We start from the raw sequence: 16,026 nt of genomic DNA on the forward strand, positions 1-16,026 counted from the left end.
TAATAAAAAGCCTTTTCGACGAAAACATTATAGCCTTTTCAGCCGGTTGGTCAGATATTCACTAAATATAGATATAAATGGCCGAAACCGGCCATTTATAAGCACTTTTATTCACACTTTTTTTTCTGGTCTGTCCAGATTAAGGTTCCTATTGCAGGTAATAATAAAACGGCACCCAACATATTAACCAGGAACATAAAGGTTAATAATATGCCCATATCGACCTGGAATTTGAGTGCGGAGAAAATCCAGGTACTGACACCGATGGCCAAAGTGATGCCGGTAAACAGCACCGCACTGCCGCGCTCGGCCAGCGCATTACGATACGCATAGGCCAGTGGCACGCCCTGTTTCAGTTGGGTCATCATCGAAGACAGAATATAGATGCCATAATCCACACCTATACCTACCCCCAGCGCAATCACTGGCAGGGTCGAAACTGTCAGGCCAATTTCCAGTTTTACCATCAGCGCTTGTGCCAGCGTTGAGACGATATATAGCGGCAATACCACGGCGATGGTGGCACGCACACTTCTGAAGCTAATCAGACACAACACAATCACAGCACCATATACATAAATCATCATCGGCAACTGCGCCGCGGAGACCGATTCGTTGGTAGCGGCCATTACACCAATAGGACCCGATGCCAGTTTAAACTGCACCTGATCTGTGCCCTCTTCTTCTGCAAACGCCTTAATTTGCGATACCACATTATCTATGGTTTGCGCCTTGTGATCGGCCATAAAGATGATAATCGGCATCACAGAGCAGTCACCATTTAACAAGCCCGTGCTGGTTTCAACCCGGGATGTGGCCTGAACCAGTGACGCACTGTTGCGCGGCAAGGTTTGCCACTTCAGGTTGCCTTCGTTGTATCCCGCATTCACAGATTGCGCAACGGAGCTCAGTGAAACAGCAGACTGGACACCGGGCAAGTTCTCAACGCGCCACTGGAAGCGACTGATCCTGTCCATCGTGTCATGCTCCGTACACGCAGCCGGATAGGCTTCCACCAATACTTTGAGGATATCCGAAGAAATAGCGTAACGGTCTGAGATCAGGAAGGTATCCTGATTGTAGCGCGCATCTTCATGTAGCGCTGGTGCCCCTGCATGCAGATCACCAATTTGCATATGTTGCGACTGCCAGTATCCCAGCCCAAATAAAACGGCACTCACCAGCAGGATCACCCGGGCAACACGCTTATCCGTGGTTTTCACCAAGGTTTCTCGCATCGCGGTGAATAGCTTGTGGCTGAAAGAATTACCATCGTCAACACGGTGAATTTTGCTGGAGTTATAGTAAGAAGCCAGTACTGGCAACAAGATCAGGTTAGTGAAGATAATCACAGCAACACCTAAACTCGCTGTGATCGCCAGCTCACGGATAATGCCGATATCAATGGCAAGTAAAGTCAAGAAGCCTACGGTGTCGGATAACAGCGCAATACCACCCGGTATTAGCAGGGCTTTAAAGCTTGCTTCTGCCGCCACTTTACTGCTCACGCCTTCCGCCACTTTTTTACCGATCGCATTAATCATCTGCACACCATGGCTCACCCCAATGGCAAAGACCAAAAATGGCACCAGGATCGACATAGGATCTAAGCCAAAACCCAGTACGGTGAGCAGGCCCATTTGCCAGACAACGGCAATCAAAGAGCACATGATAGGCAAAAGCGTCAGCTTGAAGCTTTTACAGAATAACCACACCATGATAAACGTGAATAAAATTGCTACCGCAAAAAATAGCACAACGCCTTTGGCACCATCGGCAATATCACCGGCCATTTTGGCAAAGCCGATAATATGAATAGATACTTTGTCTGTGCTCAGTGGCTCACGAATTTCACTTTCAAGCTTTTTAGCAAATGCCAGTGTATCGAGCTTTTCCTGCGTTTGCGGATCCGTTTCCATAAGTTGAGCTGTAACCATGGCACACGAATAGTCACTGGCTACCATACGGCCAACCACTTTTGCTTTTTCGATGTTTTGCTTTACCACAGCCAAACCAGCTTCGTCAGCCGTGAAATTTGCCGGAATAATGGGACCGCCGGCAAAGCCGTCTTCAACGACCTCTACAAACCGTGCGCTGGGTGCAAAAATCGAGTTAACCAGTGGGCGATTGACCCCCGGAATAAAATACAGCTGGTCGTGAACGGCTTTCAGCTGAGTAAAAAATTCAGGATTAAAAATATCTCCGTCGGCATCACACACAGAGATCAGAATACTGTTCGCACCACCAAACTGCTTTTCATGCTTCAGGTAAACCTGCATATATTCATGGTTGAGCGGAATATTTTTATTGAAAGAGGCATCAAGCTGGATCTGCGTCGCGCGAAAGCCTAAAAACAGCGTTGCGACAATGAAAAACAAGATCATCGCAACACGATGCCGGAAAACGACGTAAACAAGTTGGTTTAACAATGACTGCATTAGTGTTTCGCCTCTTCTATCTGGATCCCTTGTTCCGTTGCCAATATCAAGTTTCCTTCAAACAACACACCGGCCATGATGGACTTGCCATTTTTAAGCTGTTTGGTAGACAGACCTGCTTCATTTCTGGTGTGAATAACGCCACTGTTTGCAAACAGATATTGCTGTTCATTCACACTCATAACATGGTTAATCGTGGCCGTTTTAGTGAGGGCAAGGCGCTGAAATTGAGACAGATCCGAGTTGGAAACAAACGCATTGCCGCGTAGCCCTGCTGCAACCACTCTGCCATCCGCGGTTTTATTAATTGAGAACAAAGAACCGGCATAAAATGCGGGTAACTTGCGCCAGCTCTTTCCTGCATCATCACTGATGGCGAATAAACCCATTTCACCGGCCAGCAGATATTGCGAGCCATCAATCAGCAGCGCATTGAAGTGAGGCAAAATAAACGCGGTTTCATCTTCATAAGCTGCCGGATCATCTTCTTTGAGTTCGGCAAGATAAGTGACGTCATCCGGGTGAACAAAGGCATCAATAAACCGCTTAGTCCATTTTTTGCCGCCGTCAGTGGTTTCATACATCATTCCGTAGGCACCGACAGCATAGCCGGTTTGTTCATCGGCAAAGGTAATATCAAGACAAGGTTTTTCAATATCTGGTAAATGTTGCTGGATCTGCCAGCTTTGACCACCGTCTTCGGTGTTCAGGATTGTTGCGTCGTGGCCACATGCCCAGCCTTTTTTTTCGCTGGCAAAGGTCACTGCGGTCAGTAAACTTTGCACTGGCACTGTGGCTTGCTGCCAACTTTTACCATCTTTGCTGGTTACTATGGTGCCATGCTTACCAACCGCAACCAGTTGCTGACCTGTGTAACTGATATCTGTCAATAGTGTACGCTGTGGGTGTGCCACCATTAATGCATCAGAAGCTGCGGCTACTGCATCACTTTGCATTGCCATCACTGCAATCGTGGTTGCGACTAACTTCTTAATCATGATGAATACTCGATAAATTTAGTGTGAGAGAGTAGGAAGAGCAGGTTCAGGGGCTACAAAAGCAGCCCCTGAGGAGTTGTGCTGTGCCGGCACTAGCCGGCCACTATGCTTATCGTCTACCCTCGCGGCGTAACGCGCTTTGTGTAAACTCATTGTCCTGGAAAGACTGGCTGAAATCATACATGCTTTCTTCGTTGTCCAGGCCAATAGCCAGGTAACGACGAGAGTTCAGATCATGATACACGTCTAGCGTACTCCAGTGGGTAGGTACCTCATAGTAGTTCAGACCATGAGCCATCGCCACACGATACATCTGGTCGCGGTTATCATACAAATCTGCAATGTGGATCTGCCAGCTGTCTTCGTCGATGTAGAATACTCGCTTCTTATAAATGTGGCGTGTGCCCTCTTTCAGATTCGCTTCAACCACCCAAACACGGTGCTTTTCATAACGAACATGCTCAGGGTTTACATGACCGGCCATCAGAATATCGTCATACTTTAGCTTATCACTGTGCAACTTGTAGCTGTTGTAAGGGATGTACAGCTCCTGTTTGCCTTTAAGCGTCCAGTTGTAACGGTTAGGTGAGCCGTTAAACATATCGAAATCATCGGTAGTACGCAGGCTGTCTGATGCTGTTCCCGGTGCATCGTAAGCTACGTTTGGTGCACGACGTACACGACGCTGACCCGTGTTGTAAGTCCATGCCTGACGAGGGGTCAGGATCTGGTCCATGGTTTCGTGAACCAACAGAGCAGTACCCGCAAGACGTGCAGGTTCCGTTACCTTCTGCTTGAACTTGAACAGTACGTTAGACTCTTTCAGTTCAGCCGGTGTCGCATCTGGATCAGAGTATTTTACCAACAGTTGCTCATCGAATCCGATGATGTTGTAAGACCCTGAAGCCGTGGGCATTGCTTGTCCGCCGTAACGTGCAATAGACAAACCACGATAACGCAACAGGTGGTTCCAGATTGCCTCTAAACCATTTTTAGGAATAGGGAAAGGAATACCAATGGCGGTGTCTTTGATACCGTTACCATCTTCGATCAGCTGTGCCGTTGCTGCATACTTTTTGGTTGCATCGTAAACAAACTGAGGATAGGCAGCACTACGTCGAGTTGGGTAGATGTGCATCTTAAAGGTATCCGGGTAAGTTTCAAACAAGGCAACCTGCCCCGGGCTCAGTTTATCTTTGTGCTTGTCCAGATTGGTTTTATCAATCGTGAACAAAGTTTTGTCGTCTGCGAACGGGTCTGGGTGGTGCATGCCCACTTTATATCCCGCAGGTGGCTTAGTAATACCCCCTGTCCACGCAGGGATACTGCCGTCGGCATTACCCGCTTTTTCTGCGCCGATTGGCGTCAGGTCGGCGCCCAAGCGCGCAATTTCTTCTGGGGTCATTTTTGCAAATGCACCCGGTGCTGCCATCATAGTTATAATTGTTGCAGCAAGCATAGTAGGTTTTCTAAACATATTGAAAGCCCTTAGATTGAATACTTGATATTAAATGAAACGAAGTCACGATCTGAGAATGTGTTGGTCTTGCCACCACCCCAGAATGCGTTATAACCGAAGTCGAATGACCAGGCATTTTGGTAGTTAAAGTTCAGGGTCAGACCAACTGACTTACGATCTTCGACAAACAAGAACATAGGATCAGGTGTTATACCATTCACGTCGTGAGAGAACACGATGCGAGGTGACATATTCACGCCAGCAAACAGGTTGTTGTATTCACCCTTAGCAATTAAACGATAACCCCATGCTGAAGCCGTTGGGAACGGGTTCGCTTCAGGGCCATTAGAAATTGCCATATGCAGCAGATCGTAGCTTTGACCGTTAACACCTTCAATGGTACCGCTTCGGCCAGTACCTGCTACGTTTAAACGTAGCTCATCGTAACTTGGCATGTCTTTAATGGTTACACCACCGACTTCACCGACCAATGCCCAGCTGTCTGCGCCTAAAGAAGGGCCAAACAGATGTGTAGCAGTAAACTGTAGCTGCATCGTGTCTTTCAGGACATAACCTTGTGCGATTTCACCCGGTTTTACATAAGCAACGTCGTCACCTTGGCTCAACTGAGACAGACCCGCAACGTCAGTACGAATACCAGCTAACGCCAGTTGTTCCAACATACCTGCATAAAGCAATTCTACGTCGTCAATTTGCAGCGGCTCATCTTCGCGATAAGCAAATTCACCTGAGAAAGCGGTTTCGCCAATGGCAGTATTGAAGCTCAGGCCATACAACTTGATGTCTTCAGGGTACTCAATCAGGCCCTGTGTAAATGCGTTTAGGTTAGTGAAGTTTTCTTCGTTAAGCGTGTTGTTCTGAATGTAGTTCAGATCAGCGGCAATAGCATCGCTGGTAAAGTTAGAGGCTTTACCTGAGATCAGAGGACGACGCGCATGGTAATTAATGTAATATAACGCAAACTCAGTATCGTTAAGCTCCGGGGCAAACATGCCCAAGCGAATACCAAACTGACCGCCATCTTGAGGCTCTCTCTTACCGTTATGGCCCTTGCCTTTCAAAGCCACTTTAGTCGGGTAAGCGAGATACATCGAAGTAAGCTGCGACACAGCCGCTTCGCTTTGTAATACGTTCGGATCGGTTACGTCCAGGCCCTGAGCTGCCAACGCACCCATCCAGTTAGCATGCAGGTTATTAAGCGCTTCAGTCAGGTGTGCCAGGTCAATATCCGGGTTTGCGGTAAAGCCAAGCTGAATGTTCTGGTTATAGCCATTCTCTGACGCGAAGTCATTAGTAGAGAAATAGCTGCCTGTCGCAGGAAGACGAGTCTCGTGCCATTCGTACTGATAGAAGGCTTCCAGTGTCACGTTGTCAGTCAGGCCAAGTGAGGCCCAGAACATCCCAACCGGGATAAAGGCTTCTTTAAGTTCAGCACCAGGTGCTTTCAGGCGGTCGATATCAACCGGGTTAACGTTTATCCCGTGGCTGATAAGCGTACTTTCGCCCCAGTTAACAACCTGACGACCCAATCTTACTGACAGTGGGTTTTTACCATCATTGATGTCAAAATCAGCCCAAACGAACGCATCTAACAGGCGCAAGTCTGAACATACTTGCTCCTTAGTCTTGTCGTCTGCACAAGGGTCTACTTTTTGACCTGATACAGGATTGGTGTATGCGAAATCACCGTCTTCCATTGCAAAGTCTTTGAAGTACATGAAGCGAGAGAAGAAACCATAGTTGTCCTTCGTAATGCCAAGTTCATGCGTTCCTTTAAGCAACTGAGAAAAAGTGTCACCTGAATCGAAATTCAGATCGCCGGCGTCACCGTTATTCGAGTATGCACCCTGCTGAGACCAGATCTGAGATGATGAGTAGATGGTGTTGCCAAGTGACGCGTTATAACCCGTCCAGTTATAACGTGGGTGATTACTTTTACCAATGTGATCAAAATCACGGTCTTCTACACGAATGCTCTGACCGTAAGAAAACGTGGAATCAAAGGTTACATCAAAATCACCAACTTGGAACGTGGCGGCTTGCGCAGCAGTGCCAGCGACACCAAGACATGCAGCGCTCAGGCCCAGCATTATCTTGTTCTTCACAAAGCGCGATGTTTTTATCATTATTTCTCCCCCCTTTGGCGGGTAATTCTTATCAAGTTATTGTTTTTTGTTGTCGTAACGATAGAAGCGATAGCTTTAAATTACAAATAATACGCGTCTGATCGGTGCATTTTTATCTCATTGGAGCGCATTTCACTCATGGTAAGACGTCCTACCAGAGTAGTTATAACACGTAATTTAAGTTTAAAACAAACCGATTTAACAAAAATACGTTGTGTCTCGTCGCATAATTGTCATCAAACTACTTTTTCCAACGCTACGAAGCGGTTATTTTCATCAAGCAATAAACGGAAGCGCCCTCGGACCCCTAAAGTTGAAACATGGCGTCTGATATGATGCGCCGGGAAGCGAATTCGCTTCCCGCCATCTTCGATAACCTGAATAAACTCGACATGCCCGTGGTAATACGCCATACACTGTTCATGGCTCAAATCCATGTAAAAGTAATACTCTTGCATTCTGTATATAATAACCTTTACACATTACAGCCAGAGGCCCTGTTAATTCAGCGCCTTGTCAATTTTTTCGTACAAATCGTCGCTCAATTCAGGCAATCTCGCCAGCTTCTCTAATTGCGCTTTCATCAGGCCTTGACGGGTTTCATCAAAGCGTTTGAACGACAACAAAGGCGTGATGATCCGCGAGGCGTTTTGCGGGTTGACCTGGTTTAATTCGGCTATCAAATCACCCAATAATGCGTAGCCCTGCCCGTCGTTACGATGGAAGTGAAGTGGATTGCTGCGAGTGAATGCGCCAATGAGTGCCCTAACCCGGTTTGGATTCGCTTTGTCGAAACAGGGGTGGCTGTACAGAGACAAAATGTTGTCTAAGCAGTTATCGTCGCGCCGGCTGGCTTGCAGTGCAAACCACTTGTCCATTACCAGCAGATCGGATTGCCACTGCTTGTCAAAATCATCTAGTAACAACTGGGTCAGCACATGATCCGCATTCACTGCGGCCCTGATCGCACCTAGTTTTAGCGTCATGTTGTGGCTTTCACTTTGTTCCTGGATCCAGCCTTGGATCTGGGAATCCGATACCAGTGCGAGATAAAACAGACATTTATTTTTCATTGTTCGAGTAGCGACCGCGGCGCTGCTCAGGCTGCCGTCATCATTGAGCTGTTCATAGGTTGCACACCAGACTGGCTTAAGCTTCTGTGCTATCTGATACTCTATAGTCGAAATCGCCTGGTGCAGCGGCTCAACCGGCACTGGGTTGTGATCAGCACTAAGGGCATCAAAGCCTGGCACTGTAAATTGCTCCGCCAGAATCGACAGATCTCCGCTTAAGTCGTCAAGCAACACACTCAGCGCGTGAGTCAAGCTTTCGGGTAGGCGATATTCAGCAAATGCCTGTGTGTTGACCAGTGATTTAATCTCGGCTTTATATAGCTGCTGAATGGCTTCCCAGCGCGCGTAATCACTGCTTGCAAACTTAGCAATGTGAAGCAACTGATGCTGTTTATGATCGTAGTTCAGTGTGCAGGGAGCCGAAAAGTCCTCCAGTAGTACGACCACAGGCTCATCCTTTAATCCTGCAAAAACAAAGCTTTGTTGTTTCTCTGTCAACTCAATGACTTTGCCTTGTTTGGCGGTTGATTCAGGAATTGCAATCACCTGCCCTTGCTGGTCTAACAGCTCAATCGCCACTGGAATATGTAGTGGCGCTTCAACAGGATCATTGTCTGCATGGCTCTGCGCCAGATGCAGGGTAAACTCCCCTTGCTGCGCATCATAACTCGTTCGGGCACTGATTTTCGGGGTACCGACTTGATTGTACCAGAGCTTAAATTGGCTTAAGTCTTTACCATTGGCATCACTCATGGCAGCAACAAAGTCATCACAGGTAACCGCTTGACCATCATGACGTTCGAAATACTGCTTCATGCCCTTTTGGAAACCCGCCTCTCCCAAAATGGTATGCATCATACGGATCACTTCAGCGCCTTTGTTATAGACAGTCACCGTATAGAAGTTATTCATTTCGATCACTTGCTGGGGGCGAATTGGGTGTGCCATTGGCCCGGCATCTTCTGCAAACTGGTGGGTACGAACCGTATTCACCGCATCGATCCGGTTTAATGCGCGCGATCCCAAATCGCTGCTGAATTCCTGATCACGAAATACCGTCAAGCCTTCTTTGAGGCTCAGCTGGAACCAATCGCGACAGGTTACACGATTGCCTGTCCAGTTATGGAAATATTCATGTCCAACAATCGACTCAATCACGTGAAAATCTCTGTCGGTTGCGGTTTCCTGGTTGGCCAGTACGCAGGCACTGTTAAACACATTGAGGCCTTTGTTTTCCATCGCCCCCATGTTGAAAAAGTCCACAGCAACTATCATGTAAATATCAAGATCGTACTCAAGGTCAAAGCGCGCTTCGTCCCACGCCATGGCCTTCTTCAAAGACGTCATCGCGTGCGGTGCTTTGCTCAAATTACCTTTATCAACGAAAAGTTGCAGGTCGACTTGGCGGCCTGAGCGGGTTTCAAACTTATCAGACAGCACATCAAAGTCGCCGGCGACCAGCGCAAATAAATACGATGGCTTTTTAAAAGGGTCTTCCCAGCATACGTAATGGCGGCCATCTGCCAGCTCACCACTGTCGACCTTATTACCGTTGGAGAGCAAATAAGGCATTTCTTTGGGCCCGATTATCTTGACCTGATAGGTCGTCAGTACATCCGGTCTATCCAGGAAATAGGTAATTTTCCGAAACCCTTCAGCCTCGCACTGGGTACAGTACGCCCCATCTGACAGATACAAACCTTCAAGGGAGGTATTGGTGCCGGGTGAAATGGTATTGACGATTTCAATTTCAGCGCGTGGACTCAGCCCATGTAACTCAAGACCCGTATCATGTAGTGTGTAGTCTGAATGGTTTTGTCCATTCACTTTCACAGAGTTCAGTGTCAACTCTATACCGTCAAGCATCACTGACGTTGCACCACTTTGCGCCGTCAATGTAAAACGCGCAGTTACCTGAGTATTTTGTGGATCCAGTTCGAATGTTAAGGAGAGGTTTTCAACTGCATGAGTGGGAGGCTGATAATCATGCAGGTATTTAGCCTGGGGTTTTGAGGTCATGACAATTCCTATTATCAAATTCATTTGCAAATGTCAGTGTGGCCCGACTAAGCAAAATGAAAAAATGAGTGCAAATCAATATCTTTATTGTAGAACGACCCGCGCTAAGGGCAAAGGGATTTATGGCTAGGAAACAGGTAAAAGCGCCTCATTTTTAATGAGGCGCTTTAGTTTCATTCAGGTTAAGCGCTTAGGGCGCATCGGAAGCTGGTGTGCCCTGCTGCATTGTTTTGGGCTTGATTTTCAAAATCTTAATGCCCAGGTAAGCGTATACGATCGCCAGGAACGGGTTGATCAGGTTAAAGAAAGCATAAACGGCATAATCAAGTGGATTAATCAACAGTACGCTTTGCATATAGGCACCACAAGTATTCCAGGGAATAAGAGGACTGGTGATTGTCCCGCCGTCTTCCAGCGTTCTGGATAAGTTCACGCTTCTCAGGCCACGTTGCTTATATTCTTCTTTGAACATACGGCCTGGTACCACAATGGCGATATACTGATCTGCCGCCACCAGGTTAGTACCAAAACAAGTCGCAACCGTAGAGGCAATAAGAGAGCCTGTGCTCTTTGCCACTTTGAGAATGCTCTTAACAAACAGTTCAAGCAGTCCCGTTTTTTCCATAATGGCGCCAAACATCAACGCCGTCATGACCAGCCAGGTTGTTGTCAGCATGCTGGACATACCGCCGCCACTTAGCAAGTCATCCATTTTGGCGTTACCCGTTTCAAGGCTGAACCCGTCAAAGAAGGTTGCCCAAACCAGTTTGAAATGACTCACCAGCACACCCTCGTCAGGGTTCACCTGACTCGCTATCAAATCTCCCTGGAACAGCAACGCCCAAATCGCGCCAATGACGGCGCCGATTGAAATAGCCGGAAAAGCAGGCATTTTTTTAATCGCAAGACCCAGTAAAATAGCAAGCGGCACCAGGTTAAAAATGCTGATGTTGAAGTTACTTTGCAGGATAGTGGCAATTTCATCAATTTTGCTCGATTCACTCGACACATCCGCGTTGAATCCCATAAAGATAAAAATTATCAAAGCAATGACAAAGCTTGGGACTGTGGTCCACAGCATGTGCTGAATATGCTCAAACAGATCACTGCCTGCCACTGCGGGTGCCAGATTGGTTGTTTCTGAAAGTGGCGAAAGTTTGTCACCAAAGTAAGCACCCGAGATCACCGCACCGGCCGTGACAACCGGGTCGAGCCCCAGGCCATTGGCCACCCCTAATAAGGCAACACCTATGGTCGCGGCTGTCGTCCAGGAACTACCGATACTCATGGCAACTATGCCACAGATCAAACAGCCTGCAGCATAGAACCAGGACGGATGAATGATCTGCAAGCCATAATAGATTAAGGTTGGCACCGTACCAGACAACAGCCAGGTTCCGATCAAAGCGCCGACCATCAGCAGGATCAGGATTGCCCCTAAAGAAATCGTGATCCCTTTGATCATGGCTTCTTCGAGCGTTTTCCAGGTAAAACCATTTTTTAGGCCAATTAATGCGGCCGTAAAGGTCGCAAACAGCAGGGCTATCTGGTTCGGCCCTGAAGAAGAGTTATCACCGTACAGGTATACAGCAGCGCCTAACAGGCTGACTAGTACCACAATTGGAATAAAGGCATCCAGATAGGATGCTTGCTTTTGTTGTCTCAAACCAGAATACTCCTTCGCACTTAATGGAGTGCTTTATTATTATCTCTGCCGGGTCAGTTCAATGGTTAAGCACAACACCTGAATCTGCGCCCAAGACAGCGCCAGGCATGTTCTTGCCTGACTATTTTTAATATTGCAGCTGTCAATAATAACAAATTTCCCACGCACTGGTAACGAAAAAAGGCGCTCAATGCGCCTTTTCATCGTTTAGCCTGCTGTAAGCCTGGCTTTATAACCTTAGCTCAATCACCCGTATTGTTCTTGGCCAGGCGACCGTAGTTGATCAGATCTTGTGTGATCAACGCCGCTTCTTCCAGGTAAGGGTCCAGCTCTGCGATGATATCTGGTACATCGTCCAGGTCTTTCACCGGCTCCTGACCTAGGCGCTTAAGACGCTCATTGGTACGCTTCAGCGCACGCTCGTCACGCTCTTCACGCTCTTTGGTACGCTCTGCTTCAACCAGCGAAATGGCAATGTCGTCTTTCTGTTCTTTGTATCGCGCAATGTCATCATAAACGTATGCAAACTCAGGTTCTTTCGCAATACGAAGCCCATGACGCTCGCTCAGATATTTGATCGTCGGACTCAAGTCATCTAACTGGCGATATTTGGCTCTTACAATGCTATCCCATGGTAACGCATTATCTTCCTGGCTCTCACCCCACTCTGCCGGATCAATCGCAGAAGGCAGTAAAATATCCGGAATAACGCCCTTGTTCTGGGTGCTACCACCGTCGATTCGATAGAATTTAGCAATGGTGTAGGTAATGCTGCCAAGTGCGTTATCAAACAGATCATAAGTTTTTCTGAGGCCACGGTGTTGCTGTACCGTACCTTTACCAAACGTTTGCTCCCCGATCACCACTGCACGTCCATAATCCTGCATTGCAGCAGCAAAAATCTCTGATGCTGATGCACTGTAACGGTCAACCAATACAGTTAGCGGCCCGTCGTAATAAGTCACACCGTCACTGTCTTTTTGCGCTTCAACGCGGTTGTAGGCAGTATGGATCTGCACTATCGGGCCTTTATCGATAAATAACCCAGACAGCTGAGTGGCTTCATACAATGAGCCGCCACCGTTTTGTCTGAGATCGATGATAATACCATCCACCTTTTGTTCTTTGAGCTTTTCCAGCTCCTTTTTCACATCTTTCGACAAGTTGTTATAGAAGCTGGGGATTTCAATCACACCGACTTTGCTGGTGAGATCTGAATATTTGGCTTCAAAAACCTCTGACTTCGCAGCTCTGTCTTCAAGACGGATTTTATCCCGCACGATTTCCACCACTTTGGGTGTACCATGGGTGTCACTGCCTTTAAGATACTGAAGCCGTACTTTGGTCCCTTTAGGGCCTTTAATGAGGTCGACAACGTCATCGAGACGCCAGCCAATCACATCGACAAACTCTTCCCCTTCCTGCGCCACACCTACAATGCGGTCATCCGGTTTGATTTTTTCTGTTTTGTCGGCAGGGCCGCCAGGAACCAGACTGCGGATAATCGTGTAGTCTTCGTCATAACCCAACACGGCGCCTATACCCTCCAGCTCAAGCTCCATGTCCATTTTAAATTGCTCAGCACGACGGGGCGATAAGTAGGAAGTATGCGCTTCGATGCTACGCGCAAAGGCGTTCATCACAATCTGAAATGCATCTTCGTTATTAGTTTGTACCAAACGTTTGATGGTGTTTTTATAGCGCTTGGTCAGCACTTCTTTGATGCCGGCCCAGTCTTTGCCTGTAAGTTTTAAGCGCAAAGCGTCAGACTTAACGCGTTGACGCCAATACTCATCCAGCTCGGCTTGAGTGCTGGCAAATTGCATCTCTTCTCTGTCAAATACAAACTCGTCCGGTTTATCAAACTTCATTTCTGTATCTAACAGAGAAATAGCATAGTTAAAGCGCTCGTAGCGACGTTGCATACTGACGTTGAACATGTCAAAGGCAAAATCGAGTTTGCCTTTTTTCAATGCATCGTCAAATTGCTTTCTGTAATTCGCAAACTTGTCGATGTCTGACTGAAGAAACAGTGACTTGTTATAATCGAGATTCTCGATATAACGGTCAAAAATTTGCTCAGACAGCGCATCGTCGAGTTTAAAGCGCTTGTAGTGCTCACGAGTAAATTTACTGGTTACCCTTTTGGTTGCCGTCGCATGCTGGATTTCAGGCTCCAGTACAGGAATGTCTTTTTCCGTGACAGTCTGTGTTGCAGCTGAACACACGCCAGACACAAACAGTGCGATTGCACCAACTAAAGGTAACTTATTACTCATACACTACTCCTTAAAGAATAAACAGGCTTTCAGCTTTTGTTTTAACTTGCATACCTGTCACCAATTCAACATGAACTTCATCTTTGTTGACTTCAGTGATGGTTGCATTAACTAAGGCCTGTCCCAACTTTACTTTAACCTTATTATTTACCTTGACCTCATTTGCCGGCAGAGGTTCAACTTTACCTGAGCTACGACGTTGCTGTTGCTCTGGCTTAGCATTAACTTTAGCGTTTTTATTGCCGTGACGGTGCTTGTTCTCACCGCGAGATTTGTAAGATTTTGTGTCACCGTCGCGACGGCGCTCACCACGACCATCTTGTCTTGGACGTTGCGGCTTCTTACGTTTAGCCATTTTAGCACGTGACTCTTCCAGTGCTTTTTGCGCATGTTCTACATGTTCCTGCTCAACTTTCTCGGCGTCATTACCGTCCAAGTCAACACGAAATTCATTGTTAATTACGGCTTCTAAGTAACGCCACGAAGAAGTGTACTTGCGCAGCGCCTGGCGAACCTGAGTCTTACTGACTTTTTCAGATCCTTCAATTCTGGCGGCAATATCTTTGAAGATACCGACCTTAAGCGGTTTAATACCGTCTTTTTGTTTAAAACACTGAGGAAACTCGGCATATAAAAAGTCGAGAACCTCTTTGATATCTTTTAGCTTGTTTGTGGTTTCCATGTCTAAACCTATAGTTCAATATTATCATCAAGAGATGACTGAATGTAATGTGTAACCCAGTCAACGAGTTCATCATACTCGGCTTCAACAAGTGCTAAATCGCCGCGCAGATGTTCCCATATTCCATTTATAATTAAATCAATTTTCTCGCACGCCAGATCGTCAGGTATTTGCTCCCAGGCTACGTGGATAAGCTCATTCAACGTTTCTGCGACACGCTCTTCGTCCCCTTCCCAGTCTCCGACATCGAAGTTTGAAAACAGGTAATCCTGAACGTTGAGTAATTCTTTCATTTACAATGTACCTTCAAAGCATTTAACCAGTGCTTCCAGGCCTATTTTATCTTCATCGTCAAACCTTGCCAAACTCGGGCTATCGATATCCAGCACGGCAAATAATTCACCGTTTCTCATCACAGGGATGACGATTTCGGAGTTTGATGCAGCATCGCAGGCAATATGACCATCAAAGCTGTGCACATCCTCGACGAGTTGAGTGGTTAACTCAGCGGCCGCAGTGCCACATACGCCTTTGCCAAGCGGAATTCGAATGCAGGCGGGATTGCCCTGGAAAGGGCCTAATACGAGCTCATCTTTACCATCTAAAAGGTAAAAGCCAGCCCAGTTTATGTCTTCTAATGAGGTAAATAACAGGGCGCTGAGGTTTGCCATATTGGCGATGTAATTGTGCTCATCACCAATCAGGGCCTGAGCTTGTAGGCTGAGAGTATCGTAGAACTTTTTCTTCTGCATTGCGGTCATTCAACAAATTTACATAAGAAGTAAAGGTACTCTTTCGTGCAGCTAAATGAAACCTTTTAGACAGAAAAACTATTAAATTAGTGTAAAACACCACCGAGCTGTATAAAAAGCCATCACACCCTGTGCGCATTGCGACGCAAACTGAACAAAAACAGCCCTGCTCCCAGTGCCGCCATCACCGCATTGATAATAAAAACCATGCCGGAACTGGCAACGAATAAAAAGCTAAACAGCGCTCCGCCGAGCATGCCAGCCGTCAAAACTCCTGAATAACTTAGCTTGTTATAGCGCTGCAGCAGTAAATAGGCTGGTAAAACAAAAAATGCCATGGATAAGCCAACGATATGAGCATTCGCCACCGCCGTCATCAGTATTTGAAACAACACTTTGCTCTGGCCACTTATCAGCGCGTAATAGCTGCCCAGCACAAGCCCAATGATGAGCGGAGACAGTAACGAATACCCCACAGCTTTAGCTACTTGTCTTTTGATCATCTCTTTCACC

General features: G+C 46.9%; 12 protein-coding genes. All 12 read right to left on the bottom strand.

The features are described from left to right. Nucleotides 1-107: 107 nt before the first annotated feature. The 12 genes from TW77_RS01095 to TW77_RS01150 all read right to left on the bottom strand — a co-directional run bounded on the left by TW77_RS01095 (nt 108) and on the right by TW77_RS01150 (nt 16,016). Nucleotides 108-2,438 carry an efflux RND transporter permease subunit gene (locus TW77_RS01095; protein ID WP_046003127.1) on the bottom strand — a complete coding sequence of 777 codons (2,331 nt, stop codon included), beginning with the start codon at nt 2,436-2,438 and terminating at the stop codon, nt 108-110. After that, nucleotides 2,438-3,436, bottom strand: a complete 999-nt coding sequence (locus TW77_RS01100) for a WD40/YVTN/BNR-like repeat-containing protein (protein WP_046003128.1) — start codon at nt 3,434-3,436, stop codon at nt 2,438-2,440. Before TW77_RS01100 ends, TW77_RS01095 begins: the two co-directional genes overlap by 1 nt. Nucleotides 3,437-3,545: 109 nt before the next feature. Continuing rightward, nucleotides 3,546-4,913 carry a DUF1329 domain-containing protein gene (locus tag TW77_RS01105; protein ID WP_046003129.1) on the bottom strand — a complete coding sequence of 456 codons (1,368 nt, stop codon included), beginning with the start codon at nt 4,911-4,913 and terminating at the stop codon, nt 3,546-3,548. A gap of 11 nt (nt 4,914-4,924) precedes the next feature. Beyond that, complete coding sequence (locus TW77_RS01110) at nt 4,925-7,042, bottom strand: DUF1302 domain-containing protein (protein WP_046003130.1); 2,118 nt, start codon at nt 7,040-7,042, stop codon at nt 4,925-4,927. A 236-nt stretch (nt 7,043-7,278) separates the two neighbouring features. Then, complete coding sequence (locus tag TW77_RS01115; RefSeq protein ID WP_046003131.1) at nt 7,279-7,500, bottom strand: DUF2835 domain-containing protein; 222 nt, start codon at nt 7,498-7,500, stop codon at nt 7,279-7,281. Nucleotides 7,501-7,542: 42 nt separating this feature from the next. Next, nucleotides 7,543-10,134, bottom strand: a complete 2,592-nt coding sequence (pepN, locus tag TW77_RS01120) for an aminopeptidase N (RefSeq protein WP_046003132.1) — start codon at nt 10,132-10,134, stop codon at nt 7,543-7,545. A gap of 190 nt (nt 10,135-10,324) precedes the next feature. After that, nucleotides 10,325-11,800 (bottom strand): Na+/H+ antiporter NhaC, encoded by a 1,476-nt coding sequence (nhaC, locus tag TW77_RS01125; protein ID WP_046003133.1) that lies wholly within the window; start codon nt 11,798-11,800, stop codon nt 10,325-10,327. Nucleotides 11,801-12,042: 242 nt separating this feature from the next. After that, nucleotides 12,043-14,079: a carboxy terminal-processing peptidase gene (gene prc, locus TW77_RS01130; protein WP_046003134.1), complete on the bottom strand. Its 2,037-nt coding sequence runs from the start codon at nt 14,077-14,079 to the stop codon at nt 12,043-12,045. A 10-nt stretch (nt 14,080-14,089) separates the two neighbouring features. Continuing rightward, a complete protein-coding gene (proQ, locus tag TW77_RS01135) occupies nt 14,090-14,761 on the bottom strand; it encodes an RNA chaperone ProQ (protein ID WP_010386041.1) in 672 nt (223 codons plus the stop codon). An 8-nt stretch (nt 14,762-14,769) separates the two neighbouring features. Then, nucleotides 14,770-15,054 (bottom strand): hypothetical protein, encoded by a 285-nt coding sequence (locus tag TW77_RS01140; protein ID WP_046003135.1) that lies wholly within the window; start codon nt 15,052-15,054, stop codon nt 14,770-14,772. Continuing rightward, entirely contained in the window at nt 15,055-15,513 is a 459-nt protein-coding gene (locus tag TW77_RS01145; RefSeq protein ID WP_046003322.1) for a GAF domain-containing protein, read from the bottom strand. 122 nt (nt 15,514-15,635) lie between these two features. Continuing rightward, nucleotides 15,636-16,016: a hypothetical protein gene (locus TW77_RS01150; RefSeq protein WP_240479446.1), complete on the bottom strand. Its 381-nt coding sequence runs from the start codon at nt 16,014-16,016 to the stop codon at nt 15,636-15,638. Nucleotides 16,017-16,026: the final 10 nt, after the last annotated feature.

This window comes from Pseudoalteromonas rubra (genome assembly GCF_000967655.1).
In the GTDB taxonomy this organism is placed as follows: domain Bacteria; phylum Pseudomonadota; class Gammaproteobacteria; order Enterobacterales; family Alteromonadaceae; genus Pseudoalteromonas; species Pseudoalteromonas rubra_A.